Origin of the sequence: Streptomyces xiamenensis (assembly GCF_000993785.3) — a bacterium.
Taxonomy (GTDB): domain Bacteria; phylum Actinomycetota; class Actinomycetes; order Streptomycetales; family Streptomycetaceae; genus Streptomyces; species Streptomyces xiamenensis.
Window position 1 is genome coordinate 1379792 of the sequence record NZ_CP009922.3, and the last position, 19661, is coordinate 1399452.

18 protein-coding genes are annotated in these 19661 nt (G+C 71.5%); 7 read left to right on the forward strand and 11 right to left on the reverse strand.

All coding sequences use genetic code 11. From position 1 onward, the window contains the following. Positions 1 to 67: 67 nt before the first annotated feature. From SXIM_RS06275 to SXIM_RS06290, 4 genes are all read left to right on the forward strand, one after another. Positions 68 to 835: a DUF4097 family beta strand repeat-containing protein gene (locus SXIM_RS06275; RefSeq protein WP_046723213.1), complete on the forward strand. Its 768-nt coding sequence runs from the start codon at positions 68 to 70 to the stop codon at positions 833 to 835. Positions 836 to 870: 35 nt separating this feature from the next. Next, on the forward strand, positions 871 to 2241 hold the full coding sequence (locus SXIM_RS06280) for a hypothetical protein (protein WP_046723215.1): 1371 nt from the start codon (positions 871 to 873) through the stop codon (positions 2239 to 2241). Between the two features lie 199 nt (positions 2242 to 2440). Continuing rightward, positions 2441 to 2674, forward strand: coding sequence for an FmdB family zinc ribbon protein (locus SXIM_RS06285; protein ID WP_030726385.1), 234 nt, complete (start codon positions 2441 to 2443; stop codon positions 2672 to 2674). 31 nt (positions 2675 to 2705) lie between these two features. Further along, the gene (locus SXIM_RS06290) at positions 2706 to 3332 is read left to right on the forward strand and encodes a DUF4383 domain-containing protein (protein ID WP_030726382.1); all 627 of its coding nucleotides are present in this window, start codon (positions 2706 to 2708) and stop codon (positions 3330 to 3332) included. Here the strand turns inward: SXIM_RS06290 and SXIM_RS06295 are convergent. Genes SXIM_RS06295 through SXIM_RS06305 form a run of 3 tightly spaced genes read right to left on the reverse strand, consistent with a single transcriptional unit; the run spans position 3280 to position 7696 of the window. After that, a complete protein-coding gene (locus tag SXIM_RS06295; protein ID WP_046723217.1) occupies positions 3280 to 4131 on the reverse strand; it encodes an HAD family hydrolase in 852 nt (283 codons plus the stop codon). The genes SXIM_RS06290 and SXIM_RS06295 overlap by 53 nt on opposite strands. After that, a complete protein-coding gene (locus SXIM_RS06300; RefSeq protein ID WP_030726375.1) occupies positions 4128 to 6524 on the reverse strand; it encodes a phosphoribosyltransferase in 2397 nt (798 codons plus the stop codon). The genes SXIM_RS06295 and SXIM_RS06300 overlap by 4 nt, the downstream gene beginning before the upstream one ends. Continuing rightward, entirely contained in the window at positions 6521 to 7696 is a 1176-nt protein-coding gene (locus SXIM_RS06305) for an HpcH/HpaI aldolase/citrate lyase family protein (protein WP_030726372.1), read from the reverse strand. Before SXIM_RS06305 ends, SXIM_RS06300 begins: the two co-directional genes overlap by 4 nt. A gap of 111 nt (positions 7697 to 7807) precedes the next feature. Between SXIM_RS06305 and SXIM_RS06310 the strand changes: the two genes are divergently transcribed. Then, the gene (locus SXIM_RS06310) at positions 7808 to 8473 is read left to right on the forward strand and encodes a TerD family protein (protein WP_046723218.1); all 666 of its coding nucleotides are present in this window, start codon (positions 7808 to 7810) and stop codon (positions 8471 to 8473) included. Positions 8474 to 8479: 6 nt separating this feature from the next. Here SXIM_RS06310 and SXIM_RS06315 read toward each other — a convergent pair whose 3' ends face one another. The 8 genes from SXIM_RS06315 to SXIM_RS06350 all read right to left on the reverse strand — a co-directional run bounded on the left by SXIM_RS06315 (position 8480) and on the right by SXIM_RS06350 (position 15107). Continuing rightward, the gene (locus tag SXIM_RS06315; RefSeq protein WP_046723219.1) at positions 8480 to 9121 is read right to left on the reverse strand and encodes a hypothetical protein; all 642 of its coding nucleotides are present in this window, start codon (positions 9119 to 9121) and stop codon (positions 8480 to 8482) included. Beyond that, positions 9118 to 10914 carry an alpha/beta hydrolase gene (locus SXIM_RS06320; RefSeq protein ID WP_046723220.1) on the reverse strand — a complete coding sequence of 599 codons (1797 nt, stop codon included), beginning with the start codon at positions 10912 to 10914 and terminating at the stop codon, positions 9118 to 9120. Before SXIM_RS06320 ends, SXIM_RS06315 begins: the two co-directional genes overlap by 4 nt. Beyond that, positions 10911 to 11243 carry a hypothetical protein gene (locus SXIM_RS06325; RefSeq protein WP_030726360.1) on the reverse strand — a complete coding sequence of 111 codons (333 nt, stop codon included), beginning with the start codon at positions 11241 to 11243 and terminating at the stop codon, positions 10911 to 10913. The genes SXIM_RS06320 and SXIM_RS06325 overlap by 4 nt, the downstream gene beginning before the upstream one ends. Before the next feature lie 113 nt (positions 11244 to 11356). Continuing rightward, complete coding sequence (locus tag SXIM_RS06330; protein ID WP_030726357.1) at positions 11357 to 12109, reverse strand: Tellurium resistance; 753 nt, start codon at positions 12107 to 12109, stop codon at positions 11357 to 11359. Positions 12110 to 12212: 103 nt separating this feature from the next. Continuing rightward, positions 12213 to 13394, reverse strand: coding sequence for a DUF475 domain-containing protein (locus SXIM_RS06335; RefSeq protein ID WP_107073906.1), 1182 nt, complete (start codon positions 13392 to 13394; stop codon positions 12213 to 12215). Between the two features lie 47 nt (positions 13395 to 13441). Then, entirely contained in the window at positions 13442 to 14023 is a 582-nt protein-coding gene (locus tag SXIM_RS06340; RefSeq protein WP_030726353.1) for a TerD family protein, read from the reverse strand. 100 nt (positions 14024 to 14123) lie between these two features. Further along, complete coding sequence (locus SXIM_RS06345) at positions 14124 to 14582, reverse strand: peroxiredoxin (RefSeq protein WP_030726350.1); 459 nt, start codon at positions 14580 to 14582, stop codon at positions 14124 to 14126. 96 nt (positions 14583 to 14678) lie between these two features. Continuing rightward, positions 14679 to 15107, reverse strand: a complete 429-nt coding sequence (locus SXIM_RS06350; RefSeq protein ID WP_030726347.1) for a DUF3052 domain-containing protein — start codon at positions 15105 to 15107, stop codon at positions 14679 to 14681. Positions 15108 to 15568: 461 nt separating this feature from the next. Between SXIM_RS06350 and aceE the strand changes: the two genes are divergently transcribed. Together aceE and SXIM_RS06360 are read left to right on the forward strand one after the other, a co-directional pair. Next, positions 15569 to 18301, forward strand: a complete 2733-nt coding sequence (gene aceE / locus SXIM_RS06355; protein ID WP_030726344.1) for a pyruvate dehydrogenase (acetyl-transferring), homodimeric type — start codon at positions 15569 to 15571, stop codon at positions 18299 to 18301. 98 nt (positions 18302 to 18399) lie between these two features. Further along, on the forward strand, positions 18400 to 19626 hold the full coding sequence (locus SXIM_RS06360; RefSeq protein WP_030726340.1) for an alpha/beta hydrolase: 1227 nt from the start codon (positions 18400 to 18402) through the stop codon (positions 19624 to 19626). Positions 19627 to 19661 lie beyond the last annotated feature (35 nt).

The window sequence follows — 19661 nt, forward strand, 5'->3', positions numbered from 1 at the left end:
CAGGTGGCGGCGGCGTTTCTAGCGTTGAGGTGTTCTTGTTCCCCGCCCCGCCACCAGGAGTCCCACCGTGCGCCGCGCCCTCCTCCCCGTCACCGTCCTCGCCGCCGGAACCGCCGTGCTGCTGGCGGGTCTCACCGGCTGCTCACGGCAGACGCACGACGGCGCCGCCGAGCACGCCGCCTTCGGTGTCGAGGGCGGAACGCTCACCGTCGAGGCGGGCGGCAGCGACGTCCGGCTGGTGCCCGACCCCGGGCTGAGCGGCGAGATCGGCGTCACCCGCTGGTTCACGGCGAGCAAGGTGAGCGGCACCACCGACGCCGACTGGGAGATGGACGGGGACACCCTGACCCTGCGTGTCACCTGCGACGGGTTCGTCACCACCTGCGACATCCGGCACGAGATCACGGTGCCCGCCGATCTCGCCGTGACCCTGCGCGGCTCGAACGGTGCCATCGAGGCCGCCGGGTTCTCCGCACCGCTGGATCTGGAGTCGGACAACGGCAGCGTCACCGTGCGGGACATCGGCGCCCCCTCCCTGCGGCTGGCCTCGCACAACGGGAAGGTCAGCGGCTCCGGGCTCGATGTCCCGCTGATCACCGCCGACACCCATAACGGGGGCGTCACCCTCGCCCTCACCACCGTGCCGGAGGAGGTCGCCGTCACCTCCCACAACGGCGGCGTCGATCTCACCGTCCCGGCCGCCGGTACGTACCGGGTGGACACCGACACCCACAACGGATCCGTCGACGTGGACGCCCCGCACAGCGCCGACGCCGCCGCCCGGATCGGCATCAGCACCCACAACGGGGCCATTTCCGTTCACGGCTCTGACTGACCTGGCCATGTTCTGTCCCCACTCCTGATGAAAGAATGACGGAAGTCGTGGAGTGGGGAGAGTGCACAGTGAGGGCGACGCGTACCGCGAAGGAACTTGCCGGGATCGCGCTGCTGCCGCTCGCGCTGCTGCCCGCCGTGGCACTCGCCCTCCCCGGGGCGTTCACCGGCGGCGGGGTACGGCGCTGGGGCCGGGGCCGGGTGGAGGACCTGCGGAACGAGGCGCAGGCCGCGCAGGACGAGACGGCCGCCGCCTTCTACGACCTCGACACCGCCCAGCGCGAGCTGCGGATCACCATCGAGACCATCACCGCCGCCGCCGACGACACGCGCCGGGCGGGCCGGGTGGCGGCGGACTTCGCCGCGTTCGGCGAGCGCATCGACCAGGTCAGCCACGAGTACATCCGCACCGTGGACTCCCACGACCTCGACAGCGAGGACCTGGACGCCGGCACCGCCTCCCGCGCCCGGCACGACTTCACCCGGGTCCGTGACGAGCTGCGCCGGGTCAAGGCCGATCTGGACCGCTTCGGCGAGAGCCTGGGCCCGCTGCTGGAGCGCGCCGAGAACCAGCTGCGCCAGGTCGCCCCCGCCGTGGAGGGCGCCAAGCGGGCCCTGCTGGCCGCGACCTCCGCACTGGACTCGGTACGCGAGGCGCGGCTGGCCGCCGATCAGCTGGCCACCGCGCTGGCGGCACTCGGCCCCGAGCTGCGGCTGCTGAACGAGGGCCCGGCCCAGCACGGCATCCAGCCGACCGTGCGGCGCGCCGAGGACGTACGGCGGCGGGCCGAGGCGATCACCGCGGAGGCCGAGCAGCTGCCGCGCCGGGCGGCAGGGATCGACAAGCGGCTGGCGTCGCTGCGCACCCGGGCTCAGGCGATCACCACCCGCGCCGGGCAGGTGGAGCCGGTACTGAGCGAGCTGCGGCGCCGCTTCAGCGCGGCGTGCTGGCAGGATCTCCAGCGCGTTCCCGAGCAGGCGGCGGCCTCGGTACGGGAGGCGGAGAACACGCTGCGTGACGCCCAGCGGGCGCGCGACGAGCAGCGCTGGGACGAGGCGACGGCACGGCTGGCGGCGGTGCAGACCCTGCTGGGGCGTACCGATGAGTCGGTGTCGGCGGCCGGTGAGCGGCTGCGGCGGCTGAACGAGGTGTCCTTCGACCCGTCGAAGGAGGCGGAGCGCACCAGGTTCGCGATCCGGGACGGGCAGCGGCTGGCGATGAGCGGCCGGTCCGTCCCGGACCCGCGGCACGCCGGGCCGCTGGACGCGGCGGTGGAGCGGCTGGACCGGGCGGTGGCCGCTTTGGAGTCGGGGGGCCGCAACCCCGACTACTGGCTGTTCCTGACCGAGATGGAGGCGGTACGGAGCCTGGTCTCCTCCGTCGTGGAGGACATCCGGCGCCGCTAGGGCCTGTCGATGGATCCCGCCTGGCCCACGTCGCCTGGCACGGCACCTCGCTGCGTTGTCGAGACGCCCAAGTAGCCCACTACGAGGCCGCCCCTCCGCCTTGCGATGCTCCCCCAGCCTTCGGCCGGGAGGTGCCCCCAGCACCAGACAACGCGGGCCTGACCGGCGCTATCCATCAGACAGGCCCTAGGCTGTGGCCATGCCGCGTTATGAGTACCGCTGCCGCAGCTGTGGCACCCAGTTCGAGCTGAGCCGTCCGATGGCCGCGTCCGGTGATCCCGCGGTGTGTCCGGCCGGGCACGAGGACTCCGTCAAGCTGCTGTCGACCGTCGCGGTCGCCGTCGCCGGGGGTACGGGTTCCCCGGCCGCCGCGGGCCCGGCACCGGCCGCCGGTGGCGGCGGTGGCTGCTGCGGGGGCGGCTGCTGCGGTTGATACGTCCCGGTATGGGGTCCATGGTGGAGAAATGGCCACTACGCATTCGCACGACCGGATGCCCGAGGTCGGACTGCGGGGTCTGTTCCTGCGGGCCAGGCTCGATGAGCATCTGCCCGCCGAGCACCGCCTGAGCACGGTCTACCGGATCGGTGCCGGGCTCATGGGGCTGGCGCTGATCGTTTTCGGGGTTTTCGGCGTCATCCAGCGCATCGGTTTCTTCTCCACCGGGGACAACACGATCGCCGGGCTGAACGGGAACGGCGCCCTGAGCTGGCTGTCCATCGTCTTCGGCCTGCTGCTGTTCGTCGGCATGATCAAGGGCGGCAATTTCGCCTCCACCCTCAACCTGGTGGTGGGCGTCCTGTTCGTGCTGAGCGGTTTCTACAACCTCGCCGTGCTGGAGACCGGCGCCAACTTCCTGGCGTTCCGCATCCAGAACGTCCTCTTCAGCTTCGTGGTGGGGCTGTTGCTGATGTTCTTCGGCATGTACGGGCGGGTCAGCGGCCGGCTGCCGCACGACAACCCGTACTGGCAGGCCCGGCATCCGGAGCAGGCGGCCGAGGAGCGGCGGCTGCGCGAGAAAGCCGCCGCCCGTCAGCACCTCACACAGCGCAGTGACGCGCGAACGCCCGGAGAATCTCCTCCCCACAGCTGACCCCGCGCCCCTCCAGGGCGGTGACGTGCGGGGCGCTCCAGCCGGTATCGGCGAGTTCGCCGTGCCCGGGGCGCCAGCCGGTGTCGGCGGCCAGCAGCAGATCGGCGTCCAGCAGCGAGTCACCGGCGGCCAGCACCGTACCGGCCCCGGTGCGCCGCGCGATCTCGGCGACGGCGGCCGACTTGGTCAGCGGGCGCGGCACGGCGTACAGCTTGCGGCCCTGGAGCGAGACGGTCCAGCCGCGCGGCCCGGCCCAGTCGGCGAGTTCCTTGGCCCAGGTGTCGGGCAGCAGATCGCGCTCGACGACGAGATAGGTGAACAGGTCCTCGGCGTCGCGCACCTTCAGCAGCCACCGGGGGTCGGCGGAGCGGCGCAGATGGTCCCGCACCTCGGCCAGGGGAGCGCATTCGGCGGCCAGGGTGCGCCGCACCTGGGCGTGCCAGTCCCAGTCGGTCTCGCCGTCCACCAGCAGATGTCCGCCGTTGGCGCAGATCGCGTACGGGGCGGGGCGGCCGGGGAAGCTGATGCGCCGGTACTGCTTGCGGGTGCGGGTGGTGGTCGGGATGAACACGGCGTGCGGCGCGGCGGTGAGCCGGGTCAGCAGCGCGGCGGCGGTCTCGGTGAGGAAGGACTGCGGCTTGCCCTGGTGGACCTCGACGCACAGCAGGCGCGGCGCGTCGGCGTCCGGCATGTCCAGGGCGAGGGCGGCGGGCGAGTAGATGAGGGTCCGGTCGAGATCGCTGGCGATGAGCGTGGGGCCGCCGCCGGCGGTGTCGGTCCCGGTTCCGGTGCCGGTCATCGTGCTGCCTTTCCGTCGGCGCCGGTGGCGCCCTTGGTGTACCGGGGGTGGATCAGTCCGACGCAACTGTAGGGAAGGTCGTCGGTCTCCTCGACGGGGACGCCGCGCTGTTCGGCGAGCAGCCGGATGTGGTCGAGGTCGGCGCCGGCTCCGCGCCGGGTGAGGACGCGCCACGGGACGCGGCGCAGCAGGACCCGGGTGGTCTCGCCGACGCCCGGTTTGACGAGGTTCATGTCCCCGATGCCGTACGCCTCGCTGATGCGTTCCACGGCCCGCCAGCCGGCCCAGGTGGGGGTGCGGTCGGCGGCGAGCAGTTCGGGTACGGCCCGCGCCACGTCCTCCCCCACGTGCGTGAAGCGGTCGCTGACCGTGTCCAGGAAGTGTGCGGAGCGGTCGGCCTCGGCGAGTTCGGTGTAGTGCTTGGCGCCGTGGAAGTCGTGCGGGCCGATCAGGTCGGCGCGCAGCACGGTCCGCGATATCAGCCCGGAGACCGTGGAGTTGAGACAGGCGGAGGGGATGAGGAAGTCCTCGCGGGTGCCGTAGGTGGACACACAGCCGCCGGGGTCGGCGAGCACCGCCAGGGACGGGTCGAAACCGGGGAACGGGGCGAGAGCCTCGGTGAGTTCGCGGGTGATGGCGCCCTTGCCGGTCCAGGCGTCGACGAACACCACGTCGGCCGGGTCGTGGTGGGCGGCCAGCCAGCGCAGCGCCGTGGTGTCGATGCCGCGGCCACGCACGATGGACACGGCGTAGTGCGGGAGTTCGAGGCCGTGCGCGTGCTGGGCCCAGCGCCGCATGAGGATGCCGACCGGGGTGCCGGCCCGGGCCAGGGAGACCAGGACGGGGCGGGGGCGGCCGGTCAGCACCATGTCGGTGACGGTGCCGACGGCGGCGGCGATCCGGTGTGCGGAGGCGTCGAGCGCGGTGTGGAACAGCCGCTGGTACTCGGCGCTCGGCTGGTACTCGACGGGCAGTGATTCGGCGTAGTGGGCGCCGCCGCTCTGGATGGCCTCCTCGCGTTCCTCGGTGGGCGCCTCCAGGGAGACGTCGGTGAGGTCCTTCAGCAGCCAGGCGACCTCGTCGGGGGCGTAGGAGGAGAAGGCGGGGCCGCGCAGCGGCGGGGCGGCGGCGGGGACGGTGGCCAGCAGCACGTGCGGGGTGTGGGCGGCGAGCCGCTCCAGCAGGCCGCCGGAGGCGTGCAGTTCGGGCCGGTCACCGGGCGAGTCGGTGAGGACGACGACGGCGTCCCAGGGGCGGCCCGCGATGTTGTAGGCATAGCGCGGCCCGGGGCCGTCGGCGGGGTCGTCGTGGGCGGGGAAGACGAGCCGGGAACGGATGGCGTACCCGGGGTCGTCGACGGGCAGGACGGGCGAGCGGGTGGTGCTGGAGAACCGCACCTCGACACCGGGCTCCCGGTCCTCCAGGGCGGCGGCCAGCCGCAGCGGGACGTACAGGAACTCCTCGGTGCCCAGCACCAGAACCCGCTGGGCGCCGGGCGGCAGGGCGGCGGCGAGTTCCGCGGCGAGGCCGGGCAGCGCCCGCTCCAGACGGCGCCGGTGCGCGGGGGTGAAGCCGTGCCGGCCGCCCTCGGGCAGCGCGTCGGGCCAGCCGGGGGTGAGGCGCCGTACGGTGCCGGTGGCGGCGGGTGCGGCCGGGGCCGGCGCCGGGTCGTCCAGTTCGGCGACCAGGGCCCGGCCGCGCTCCAGGACGTCCTGGGGCAGCACGACGTCGCCTGCGGCCAGCGAGACGACATCGACGGTGGTGCCGAGGGAGGCGGCGAACTTCTCCAGCGCCGCGCGGTCCTCCTCGGTGCGCAGATCGGCGAGCGCGGCGACGACGTACCGCTCACGGGGCCGCAGTTGGTGCAGGGCGGTGATGGTGTTGCGTACCGTGCGGCCGGTGGACAGTTCGTCGTCCACCAGGACCAGCGCGCCGTCGGCGGCCATCAGCGCCGGGTCGGCGGGCAGCACCAGATGGCCGGTGTGGTGGCTGTGCTCCTCCTCGAACCGCACCTGGGCGACCCCGGGGACGTTACGGCGGGTGGAGTGCAGATACGTGACGCCGTCCCGCGCGCCGTCGCCCGCACCGCCGCCGATGCCGTCCGCGACGCAGTGCCCCAGCCCGGTGGCGGTCTCCGCGTACCCGAGCACCACGGCCACCGGCGCGCCCGCGCCCAGCAGCTCCCGTACCCGGCGGCCGAGTTCGAGGCCGGCGCCGTACACCACCCCCGGCCGCTGCGGCACGTGCTTGCCCAGGATCCGCGACACCAGCAGGTGCGCCCGCTTGGGGTTGCGCCGCACCGCCAGGCCCAGGTGCTCGCGCGCCGCCTCGCCCCGCAGCTCCACGCCGAGCCGGCGCGTCACCCACTCGCCGTTCCAGGTGCTTGCGGTCATTCGCCCTCGCCCTCCATGCCGGTGGCCAGCAGATCGACGAAGTCGACGCCGTCCCTGGCCACGCCGAACACCTCGGCGCGGCGGATGGTCCGCTCGGCCCAGGCCCGGTGCGGCTTCACTTCGTTCATCTTGTTGGTGTAGGCGGAGCGCAGCACCCCGCCGCCGTGGGGACCGGTGCGCAGGATGTCGGCCGCGTCGCTGAACTCCTCGTGCGAGACGACCGACAGGGCGTGCACGGGGGCCACGTGCGAGGGGTGGATGCAGGTCTTGCCCATCAGGCCGTTGGCCTGGTCGAGTTCGATCTCCTGGAGCAGCCCGTCCATGTTGTGCTCGATGAGCGATTCGCGCAGCCCCTCGGCGCGCCCGCTGAAGGGACTGCGGCGCAGCTGCGGCTTGAACATCCGCTCCTGCGCCCGGAAGTACTCCCACACCGGCCCGGAGACGGTGTAGCCGGTGCCGTCGGCGCGGCCGAAGACGTTCACCACGTCCGCGATGACGGAGGCGACCAGGTGCACGTCGTAGGCGGTCATGTCGGGGGTGCGGCGCAGGCCGTACGCCGAGCAGAAGTCGGTGACGCCCAGCCGCACCGCGGGTATGCGCTCGCGGTACTTGTCCAGGACGCGGGCGGCGGCCGTCAGGTGCTCGGCGCGCGATTCGAGGTGGAGCAGTTCGGGCGACTCCAGGATGGGCATGGCGAGCAGTCGCCGTCCGCTCATCACCTCGGCGCCGGTGAGGGCTTCGAGGAAGGCGGGGCCGGCGGCGGCGGTGAACTTGGGCAGGACGAAGCCGGCCAGCAGCCGTACCGCCGTACCGAGCCGGCTGGTGAGGTCGGTGATCTGCTCGGGGGTGCGGACCCGTATGAACAGCAACGGCGGCTGATCGGCGGGGTCTTCGCGCTCCAGGCGGCCGAGCTGGCGCACCAGGTTCTCCTCGGCGCCGGGAACTTCCGCGTCGCTGATGGAGTCTTCAAGGCACAGGACCATGGACACCACGCCGGCGGCCTGCTGCTTGCGGATGTCCGAGGCGAGCCGGGGCCGGGTCGCGGGGCTGTAGAGCGTAGCGCCCAGGGCGGTGCCCAGCAGGTCCACGGGAGAGTCCAGGCTGAATTCGGCCGGCTCCTGATGGAAGAGGACGCGACGTTGCGCGGCCGATAGGTGCCCATAATGCCGCATATTTCACCCCGGACGGTCGATGTTTCCCGGGCACCCCGTCGGCAGCACCGGATCTCGGCCATCGTAAGCGGGCCGTTGTTTCACCAGTGTGGCGGCAGGCAGGATTTCTGTATGACGCACGCACTGGACAAGGGAGCCACCGTTCGGCTGCCGGTCACCTCGGTACGGGCGGTGCTGCGCTGGTCACCGCGCGGCTCCGGCGGGGCGGACGTGGAGCTGTCGGCGCTGCTGCTGGCAGACACGGGCCGGGTGCGCTCGCCGGGGGACTTCGTCTTCTACAACCAGCCGCGGCACCCCACCGGTCTGGTGCGCAGACTGCCCAAACGGCGGGACGGCCACGGGCTGCTGGCCACGGTGGAGGCCGAGCTGGCCCGGTTGGACCCGGCGGTGGGCCGGGTGGTGCTGGCCGCCTCGGCGGAGTCCGGCTTCGACGCCGCCAGGACGCATCCGCATCTGCTGCTGTACGGGGCCTCGGCCGCCGAGCCGCTGGCCCGCTTCACGCCCGAGCCGCGGCCCGGGGAGACGGCGGTGATCTGCGGCGAGCTGTACCGCTTCGGCGGCAGTTGGAACTTCCGGGCCTCAGGGCTCGGCTTTTGGGGCGGACTCGTGGCACTGGCCGCGGAGTTCGGCGTCACGGCCGCCGCTCCCCCGCCCCCCGAGGACCCGCGCCGCCGGGCCGGCTACGGCTATCCCCAGCCGGCAACGGCCCCGCCCGCACCGCCCGACCTCACCCTCCCGCCCCAGGGCCCCCAGTTCCTGCCGCCCGGGCCGGGCTGATCCGCCTCAGAACTCGCCACGCGGCGACTCGCCCTCCGGGGTGCTGAAGCAGGCCGACTGGAGGGTGATCTGGAGTTGGGAGCTGTCGCCCCGGCCGGCCAGGGTGATGTCGGCGGCGAAGTGCAGGGCGGCGTTCTCCAGGAGGAGGTGCGGGGAGCGGTTGGCGTTGGCGAGGACACCGTCCTCGACGACGGTCCAGCCCTGCGCCGGGAGGCCCTGCCGCAGCCGGTCCATGGCCTGCTCCAGCTCCTGGCGCGGCAGCCGGTGCAGGCCCCAGGCGTGGTACATCGTGAACAGCCGCTCGCGTTCGGGGTCCTCCTCGCACACGTCGACACCGGGCCCCGGGTCGGTGACCGTCGCGCCGTCGGCCGGGGCGGCCAGCTCCAGCAGCCGCTCGGACAGTGCGCGGGTCTCCTGCCGCGCCGTCTCCACCGGCTTCTCCGCGACCGGCGCCGTGCCGTGGCCGTCACGCGGCGCGGCCTCGTGCGCTCCGTGCTCGCTCTGCCCGTCGTGCCTGTCGTGCCCGTCGTTCGTCGTCATGGTCGCGCCGCCGCATCCCGTGGTCAGTGCTGTCAGTGCCGTCAGTATCGCCAGTACGGCGGTGGCCGGGACCGCCGGTCGCCGCCGCCCCCGTACGCCCGTGCTCATCCGAGCTCCACGTCGTCGTACCGGCCCGCGATCACCCGCGACTGATTGCGCAGGCTCAGGGAGTTCTCGTCCCAGTAGGCGCTGTGGCCCGTGGAATCGTTCGCCATGATATGCGCGCCGAACTGCTCGTCCGAGGGGACATTCGGGATCACATCGGTCTTGAGGTAGGGGATGCCGTACCGGCCGACCCCCACCCCCACGTCGTTCTCGCCCAGGAACATCCGGCCCGCGTTGGGCACCACGTCGTCGAAGGTGCCCGCCGCCATCGACCACACGTGGTCGCTGCCGACCCCCAGGTCCTTGGCGTAGGGCACCAGCATCCCGGGGCTGCCGACCGCCACGATGTCGTCGGTGGCCAGCCCGCCGTCGGAGCGCGCCGCCGCGCCGACCACCGTGCTGCCGTAGCTGTGCCCGATCACCGTCGTGTGGCCCGCGTCGGGGCCGCCCGCCGCGATCTCCAGGCCGGAGGTGAACTCCCGCAGCGCGGGCGCCCCCTCCAGCGCGTAACGGCGGTCGGTGGCCGAGGGGATGATCTCGTCCTTCTCGAAGGGCATCGCGTTCTGCGGGGCGTCGTAGCCGAGCCACATGACGGTGGACACGCTCTCACCCATGGCCGCCATCGTGCTCTCGCGCCACAGCCGGGTGCCGCGCACCAGGTCGCCCTCGACGTTCTCCAGCCGGGCGCCGGTCCCGGGGACGTACACAGCGGTGTGGTCGGCCAGATCGGGGTTGCCGACGGCGACGATCGCCCGGCCGTTGCCCTCCGTGCCGAAGCCGAGCAGGAACGTTTCGGGAAGTCCGTTGGTACCGCCCGCCGCCAGCCGGTTCTGGATCGCCTCCATGCCCCGTGACTGGCCCTCCAGCCGGTCGTGTGCGCGCTGCCACTCCTCGTGCGCCGGGCCCCCGGCGGCCGGCTCCAGCGCCCGGTGGGCCTCCAGCTCGGTGGCGACCCGGGCCTGCTCGATCTCCAGCACACCGCGGTTCGCCCGGTCCCGCACGACCGCGGGCAGGCCGTCCAGCGCCCCGACGGCGGCCGGGAACAGCGCCAGATAGGTCTCCTGCTCGCGCTCGCTCAGCGCGTTCCACCACGCGGCGTTCTCCCCCGCCGGGGCCCCGGCGGGGATGTCGTCCGCCGACAGCAGTCCGGTGAGCGCGGCGCCCACGGTCCGCAGGTCCTCGCCCGCGTCGGCCCACATCGCCTCGGTGATCCGCAGGCCGGGTTCGACGACGAGGGCGGCCAGGGTCCGCGCGTACCGCTCGTCGACCTCCTCCGCCTGCCGCAGCGCGCGCCCGATGCGCTGGGCCAGGCCCTGCGCGGAAATGGCGTGCGGGCCACCGATCAGGGCACGCACCGAGTCCAGGTAGTCGCCCAGTCGGCCGCCGCCCCCGCAGGTCGCGGTGCCGCCCTGCCAGCCGGGTTCGCCGTCCTCGCCCGCGATCGCGGGGAAGGTGACGGAGCCGTCCTCCCCGACCGGGTAGCCGCGCTCGGCGGCCTCCTCCAGAGCGGACCGCAACCGCCGCTGCGCGTCGGCCAGTTCCTCGGCGAGGCCGCCCAGGGCGGCACACACCAGGCCGGACTGGAGGCGCGCGTACTCGCAGTTGTCGGCGAGCACGGTGACGCGGCCGAGAGCGGCGGTGACGGTCTCCCCCGACCGCTCGCGCAGCACGTCCGCCATCTCCTGGTCGACGAACTCCTTGGCCGTACCCGCCCAGGTGGTGAACTGCGACCAGTTCTCGGCCTCGGAGGCGAAGTCGGCCGGGCGGGCGGAGTCCAGCTGCGAGACGGTGATCACGAAGGCCCCGCCTCCTGCTCCAGGCGCGCGCCGAGCGCCGCGAAGCCGGCCTGGATGTCGGCCTCGGTGGCCTCGAAGTTCCCGGCGGTGGTCACCAGGCCGTGCTCCATGCCGGACGCCTCGTCCCGTACGGTGCCCAGCCGCTCCTCCCAGCTGGCGCGGACCTCGCGCAGCCGGGCCACCGCCTCGAACCCACCGCCGGGGGCGGCCCCTTCGCCCTCGGCGGTGCGCAGCAACCGCAGCAGCACGTCCAGATTCCCGGCGACCACGCCGGAGTTGATCGACAGGCCCCGCAACTCGCCCGGATCGACTTCCAGTCCGTTCGACAACGTCAGCTCCCCGCATCAGCCATTCGGCAGCAGGAAGCTATCAGTGGCGTGCAAGGACCGACATGAGTACCGGTACTCAGATCGGCGCGGTCACCGGCGGGCGGCGCCGGTGGTCAGGCGCGGCCGGCCTTCCGCCCCCGCGCCCAGGACATGCCCCAGCCGTAGAGGTGGTCGATCTCGGACTGGAAGCCGTAGGTGTACTTCACCTGCCGGCGGGCCACCAGGGCGCCGTCCGCCTCGTGTTCGATGAGGACCACCGCGCACGAGTGCGCCTGGTCCGGCGGGTCGGTGAGGCCGATCTCGACGTGCTTGCCGTCGCTCGTCACCAGCGTGATGACCACGTTGGCCCGGCTGAAGGCGGCCACCCCGTCGTAGATGTAGACGAAGATCAGCAGCCGCTTGATCTCGTCCTTGTTGTCGAGGTTGATGTACATCTGCTCGCCCGAGGCGGTGCCGAACCGGTCGTCACCGCTGAGCTTGATGTACGGCGGGTCGCCGAAGTCCCCGGTCAGCCCGCCGAGCGGCTGCACGACACCCTTGGTGCCGTTCGTCAGCTCGTACAGGCAGCCCAGGTCGAAGTCGACGTTGGCGAGCCCTTGGGTGTGCCCCTGGATCTCGGCCGGCTTGAACAGCTCCAGCGGGTGCCGCCAGGCGTTCAGCTTGCGGTGGCTGGAGCCGCCCAGTTCGGTGCGCATCCGCCAGGAGAGGTCCACCCGCAGGGTGCCGGTGTCGGCGCCACGCCGGGTGAGGGAGAACTCCGGGTAGCGCTTGGTGAGTTCGTACGCGTAGCTGGCCGCGCCACCCACCGTGTCGAACTTCTGCGCCGGCTCCCGGCTGCGCCTCAGATAGCTCCACAGCGACGCCATGTCCCACTCCACCCGCCCTCGTACCCGCATAACCATGGCGGGGCGCCCTGGGCATGTGGCCCAGCGGCGCCCCGCCTGTTAGGTTTCCGCAATCGCGCGGTGCTCACACCCCGGAGGGTATGGCGGATTTCCCGGAGTCCACTCCGCCGCCGTCCCCGTCGTCCCCACCGCCGCGGCGGGTGGCCGCGTCGGCGCGGTTGGCCCGTAGCGAGGACCAGAACGACAGGCCGATCAGCGCGACCCCGACGCCGCCGGTGACCACCTCCGGCAGGTGCCAGCGGATGCTCACCAGCAGCATGGTGGCGAGCGCGCCGATCGCGTAGTGCGCGCCGTGCTCCAGGTAGCGGTACTCGTCCAGCGTGCCCTCGCGCACCAGGTAGATGGTGAGCGACCGCACGTACATCGCCCCTATGCCCAGGCCGAGCGCCATCCAGAAGATGTGGTTGGTGATGGCGAAGGCGCCGATGACCCCGTCGAAGGAGAAGGAGGCGTCGAGGACTTCGAGGTAGAGGAAGAGGAAGAACGCGGCCCGGCCGGCCAGGCCGACCATCGTGGGCTGCTGCCCGGCGGCCTTGGCCTCCTCGGCCCTGGCCTCGGCCTTGGCCTCCTCACGCTCCTCGTCCTCCTCCAGCTTGTTCTCGAAGAACCCGGAGAGCCCGCCGACCACCAGATAGGTGAGCACACCGGCGAGGCCGGCCAGCAGCACCGTGCTCGACTCGTCGGAGTACGTACCGCCGTGCTGGTAGGCGTGCGTGGCGACCGTGCTGGCGGTCAGCAGCAGCGCGGCCAGTGCCACGCCCACCGCGAAGGAGTCGATCCGGCCGAGCTTGGCCAGCGGGCGTTCCAGCCTGCCCAGCCAGTGGACGTCGCGTTCCTCGAAGATGAAGTTGAGGAAGATCATCAGCAGGAACATGCCACCGAAGGCGGCGATGGACGGATGGGCGTCCGTCACCATCTCCTGGTACTGGTCGGGGTTGTCGAGCGCGAGTTGCACCGCGTCGATGGGCCCGATACCCGCCGTGACGCTGACGATGGCGACCGGGAAGACCAGCCGCATGCCGAACACCGCGATGAGGATGCCGATGGTGAGGAAGATGCGCTGCCAGAAGGCGTTCATCTTCTTCAGCACACCGGCGTTGACCACCGCGTTGTCGAAGGAGAGGGAGATTTCAAGGACCGAGAGGATCGCGACGACGGCGAACCCCTCCCACCCCCAGAAGTAAAAAGCTGCCGCCAGTCCGATGGCGGTGACCCCGAAGGACCAGCCGAAGGTTTTCAGTATCACAAGAAGTCCTGTCTCCCACGCCGGGCGTCACGGCGCCGTATCACGGGTCAGACGTTGACGCCATAATCGAGTGCGATGCCCCGCAGTCCCGAGGCGTAGCCCTGCCCGATGGCGCGGAACTTCCATTCGCCACCGTGCCGGTACAGCTCCCCGAAGACCATCGCCGTTTCCGTCGAGGCGTCCTCGGTCAGGTCGTAGCGGGCCAGCTCGCGGCCGTCCGCCTGGTTGATGATGCGGATGTACGCGCCGAAGACCTGGCCGAAGTTCTGCTGGCGGGAGTCGGCGTCGTAGATCGAGACCGGGAAGACGACCTTGTCCACCTCGAGGGGGATGTTGGCCAGGTCGACCTTGATCTCCTCCTCGTCGCCGCCGTCCGCGTTGCCGCCGACCAGTTCGTCGCCCATGTGCTCGACGGAGCCGTCGGGGCTCTTGAGGTTGTTGAAGAAGATGAAGTGCTGGTCGCTGATGACCTTGCCCAGGGTGTTGGTCAGCAGGGCACTGGCGTCCAGGTCGAAGTCCGCTCCGGTGGTGGTGCGTGCCTGCCAGCCCAGGCCCACGGTCACCGCCGTCAGATTCGGGGCCTCCTTGGTCAGCGAGACATTGCCGCCCTTGGTGAGGCTGACTCCCACGGTGTCCTCCAGTCCGTTGGTATGCGTGTGCGAAAGCGCGTCGGGGGACGCACGAACCGTCCCCAATATGTCATTACGACGCGTTGGGTGGTGATCCGGGTTACAGCGCCTTGAGAGCGGTGACGTACTCCTCGATGTCCCGCGCGTCCGGAAGGCCGTTGACGACCGTCCAGCGGACGACGCCCTCCTTGTCGATGATGAACGTGCCGCGCACCGCGCAGCCCTTGTCCTCGTCGAAGACGCCGTACGCGCGGGAGGTCTCGCCGTGCGGCCAGAAGTCGGACAGCAGCGGGTACTCCAGGCCCTCCTGCTCGGCGAACACCCGCAACGAGAACGCGGAGTCGTTGGAGACGGCGAGCAGCTGAACATCGTCGTTGACGAAGGTCGGCAGCTCATCGCGCAGGGCGCACAGCTCGCCGGTGCACACACCGGTGAACGCGAAGGGGTAGAACAGCAGGACGACGTTCTTCTCGCCCCGGAAGGACGAGAGCGTGACGGTCTGGCCGTGCTGGTTCTTCAGGGTGAAGTCGGGCGCCTTGGTGCCGGGCTCAATCGCCATGGACGGACATCCGTTTCGGTGTCGGTTGCATGTGTCGCGCCCAGCCTACGTTGCGGCCCCCGGCGGCCGGGATGGCGCCGGGGGCCGTGCAGCGCGCTACTTCTTGCGCGCCGCCTTGGGGGTCAGCAGACGGCTGCCCGTCCAGTCCTTGCCGGCGTTGAGGTTCTTCGTCTGGGCCAGACCGGCGGTCTTGGCGGCCTCGCCGATCTCGCTGGGCTCGATGTAACCGTCCCGGCCCGGCTTGGGCGTCAGCAGCACGATCTGCCCGTCCTCGTCGAGCAGCCCGATGGCATCCACCAGCGCGTCGGTCAGATCGCCGTCGTCCTCGCGGAACCACAGCAGCACCACGTCGGCGACGTCGTCATAGTCCTCATCGACGAGATCCTGGCCCGTGGTGGCCTCGATCACCTCGCGGAGCTCTTCCTCGGCGTCGTCGTCGTAGCCGATCTCCTGGACCACCATTCCGGGCTGGAAACCCAGCCTCACGGCAAGGTTGGTCTCCGCGTGGTCCGCGGTCGCGCTCACGGATTGCTCCTGTCCTGTCTCAGTCAGTACGGTTCGGGCCCGCGCGTTGACGCGCGGCTTTGCCGTAGTCCACACGGGCCGGGCGAATCGCGCAAGTACCCGGCCCGGCGAACCCGGCCCGTCGTTGACGCCCCGGGCCCGTGTCGGCCATGGTTGCGTGATCTGCGTCATAGTGGCAGACGCCGCTCGCGCGGGTGGCGGCACCCCGGTGTGCTGGGCCCAGGAGCGGCCGGATGGCGGTACGCGGGCCATGTCCACCGGAGTGGGGAATACCGCCCGGTAGAGATGTTTTCCCGCCGCCGCCCGGTACACGATGGAACGGTGGGAAACGCCGCAGACGTTGGATATGACACGAGACGCCCGTGGCGCCCCACCCGGCACACTCCCCACATCCGACACATCCGACACACCGACATCCCACCAGAACCGCACACTCCCAGCGAAGGACGTGAAGGAACAGCGTGGCTTCCGGATCCGATCGCAACCCGATCATCATTGGCGGTCTGCCCAGCCAGGTCCCGGATTTCGACCCCGAGGAGACCCGGGAATGGCTCGACTCGCTCGACGCCGCCGTCGACGAGCGCGGCCGGGAGCGGGCCCGCTACCTCATGCTGCGGCTGATCGAACGCGCCCGCGAGAAGCGCGTCGCGGTGCCGGAGATGAGCGGCACCGACTATGTGAACACCATCGCGACCCGGGACGAGCCGTTCTTCCCCGGCAATGAGGAGATCGAACGAAAGATCCTCAACGCCACCCGCTGGAACGCGGCCGTCACCGTCTCCCGCGCCCAGCGGCCCGGCATCGGGGTCGGCGGGCACATCGCCACCTTCGCTTCCTCCGCCTCCCTGTACGACGTGGGCTTCAACCACTTCTTCCGGGGCAAGGACGGCGGCGACGGCGGGGACCAGATCTTCTTCCAGGGGCACGCCTCGCCGGGCATCTACGCCCGTGCGTTCCTGCTGGACCGCCTGACGGAACGCAACCTGGACGGGTTCCGGCAGGAGCGCTCCAAGGCCCCGTACGGCCTCTCCAGCTATCCGCATCCGCGGATGATGCCGGACTTCTGGGAGTTCCCGACCGTCTCCATGGGCCTGGGCCCGATCGGCGCGATCTACCAGGCCCGGATGAACCGCTACATGCAGGCGCGGGGCATCTGCGACACCTCGCGCTCCCATGTGTGGGCGTTCCTGGGCGACGGCGAGATGGACGAGCCGGAGTCGCTGGGCCAGCTGACGATCGCGGCCCGCGAGAGCCTGGACAACCTCACCTTCGTCGTCAACTGCAACCTCCAGCGTCTGGACGGCCCGGTCCGCGGCAACGGCAAGATCATCCAGGAGCTGGAGTCGGTCTTCCGGGGCGCCGGCTGGAACGTCATCAAGCTGGTGTGGGACCGCTCGTGGGACCCGCTGCTGGCCCAGGACCGGGACGGGGTGCTGGTCAACAAGCTGAACACCACCCCGGACGGGCAGTTCCAGACGTACGCCACCGAGACCGGCGGCTACATCCGCGATCACTTCTTCGGCGGCGACCAGCGGCTGCGGGCCATGGTCGAGCACATGACGGACGACCAGCTCCTGCATCTGGGGCGCGGCGGGCACGACCACCGCAAGATCTACGCGGCGTACCGGGCGGCCAAGGAGCACCAGGGGCAGCCGACGGTCATCCTGGCGCAGACGGTCAAGGGCTGGACGCTGGGCCCGAACTTCGAGGGCCGCAACGCCACCCACCAGATGAAGAAGCTCACGGTCGATGACCTCAAGGGCTTCCGCGACCGGCTGCGGCTGCCGATCCCGGACAGCGATCTGGAGGAGGGCCTGCCGCCGTACTACCACCCGGGGCGGGAGTCGGAGGAGATCCAGTACATGCACGACCGGCGCCGGGAGCTGGGCGGCTACGTGCCCACCCGGGTGAACCGGGCGCGCCCGCTGAAGCTGCCGCAGGAGGGCGTGTACGCGGCGCTGCGCAAGGGCAGCGGGCAGCAGTCGATCGCGACGACGATGGCGTTCGTGCGGCTGCTGCGGGATCTGATGCGCGACAAGGAGATCGGCCACCGTTTCGTGCCGATCGCGCCGGACGAGTACCGCACCTTCGGCATGGACTCGCTCTTCCCGTCCGCGAAGATCTACAACCCGCTGGGGCAGACGTACGAGTCGGTGGACCGCGAGCTGCTGCTGTCGTACAAGGAGTCGCCGACCGGGCAGCTGCTGCACGACGGGATCACGGAGGCGGGGTGCACGGCGTCGCTGATCGCGGCGGGGTCGGCGTACGCGACGCACGGCGAGCCGCTGATCCCGGTGTATGTCTTCTACTCGATGTTCGGTTTCCAGCGCACTGGCGATCAGTTCTGGCAGATGGCCGATCAGCTGGCGCGCGGTTTCGTGCTGGGCGCGACCGCCGGCCGTACGACGCTGACCGGTGAGGGGACGCAGCACGCGGACGGCCACTCCCAGCTGCTGGCGTCCACCAACCCCGCGTGTGTGGCGTACGACCCGGCGTTCGGCTTCGAGATCGCCCACATCGTGCGGGACGGGCTGCGCCGGATGTACGGCCCCGACGCCGAGGACGTCTTCTACTACCTGACCGTCTACAACGAGCCCATCCAGCACCCGGCCGAGCCGGAGGGGGTGGACGTCGAGGGGCTGCTGAAGGGCCTGTACCACTACCGCACGGCCCCCGGCGGCACCGTGGCGGCGCGGATCCTGGCCTCGGGCGTCGCGGTGCCGTGGGCGGTGGAGGCGCAGCGCATCCTGGCCGAGGAGTGGGACGTACGGGCGGATGTGTGGTCGGCGACCTCCTGGACCGAGCTGCGGCGGGACGCGCTGGCGGCCGAGGAGCACAATCTGCTGCACCCGGAGGAGGAGCCGCGGGTGCCGTACGTGACCCGGGCGCTGCACGACGACCACGGACCGGTGCTGGCCGTCTCCGACTGGATGCGGGCGGTTCCCGACCAGATCTCGCGCTGGGTGCCCGGTACGTACCAGTCGCTGGGCGCGGACGGTTTCGGCTTCGCCGACACCCGGGGTGCGGCGCGGCGCTTCTTCCACATCGACGCCCCGTCGATCGTGCTCGGGGTGCTGACCGAACTGGTGCGGGACGGCAAGCTGAACCGCTCGGTGCTCCGCACAGCAATCGATCGCTATCAGTTGCTGGATGTTGCCGCCGCGCACCCCGGTACGGCCGGCGGCGACGCGTAAGTACCACATAAAGGCTGGTCAGGCCCCGTCGAGGTGTGTCACACGCCACGGCGGGGCTGTCCGATTTGCGCCCGGCGGACTCATATGATGCGCGAATAGTGCTGACTCTCGCGACGCTCCGCCAGGAGCGTTTCCGCCTGCCGACCACCGCCCGACGGGTCCTGATGCCCCTGGCGGTGGTGTTCGCCGTGCTGGCCACCGCGGGCTGGATGGCGCGGGGCGACGCGCCGCCCCCCAGCGTGTACGCGCAGGAGCACGCCGCCTGGGCCGAGGGCACCCTGCACGGCGAACCCCTCCCCCGCCCGGACACCCCCGCCGAGGGCATCGGCGCCTTCTTCGCCGGCCTGACCGCCGCCGAGCAGCGGACCCTGGCGCACGACTACCCGCTGGTCGTGGGCAATCTGGCCGGTGCCCCCATCACCCTTCGGTACGAGGCCAACCGGGTGGCGCTGGCCGAGGCCGCGGAGGCCGAACGCGCGCGCATCGCCGTCGGCGGCTTCTCCCCCGCCGGGGCGCACGAGGCACAGCGCCGGCTGAACCGCTTCGAGACCCTGGGCGACGGGAAGCGGCAGATCCTCGCCTTCGACCCCACCGGCCGGGGCAAGGTCGCCGAGGTGCTGGGCGACCTGGAGACGGCGGAACGCGTCGCGCTCATCGTGCCCGGCGTCGACACCGATCTGCTGGGCTTCCAGAAGACCTTCGGCAAGTACTCGGCACCGGTCGGCATGGCCCAGGCGCTGTACCGCGAGGAGCGGGACCTGGAACCCGGGACCAGCACGGCGGTGATCGCCTGGGCCGACTACGACGCGCCCTCCGGCATCGCCATGTCCGCGTTCACCGGCGACCTGGCCGAGGCGGGCGCCGACCGGCTGCTGACCACCCTGACCGGGCTGCCCGGCGACTCCCCGGTGGCGCTGCTGTGCCACTCCTACGGCTCGGTGGTGTGCGGCCTGGCCGCCGACCGCCTGCCCGCACGCGTCACCGACATCGCGGTGGCCGGCAGCCCCGGAATGCGCGCCCCGGACGTGACCGGCCTGGGCACCAGCGCCCGGGTGTGGGCGATGGTCTCCGACGACGACTGGATCAGCGACGTCCCGCACCTGGAGGTCGGGCCGCTGGGCCACGGCGCGGACCCGGCGGACCCGGCGTTCGGGGCGCGGCTGCTCGGCACCGGCGACGCGGTGGGACACAGCGGCTACTTCGAACCGGGGGCCGAGAGTCTCGTCAACCTGGCGCTCGTGGCCACCGGTGCGGTCGACTCCGTCCGGTGCGCGCCAGGGATCACCCACTGCGCCCCTTCCGACCCGTGCGCGGCACTGGTTTGATGCGCGTAGCACCGTTTGCTGGCGACCACCGGACA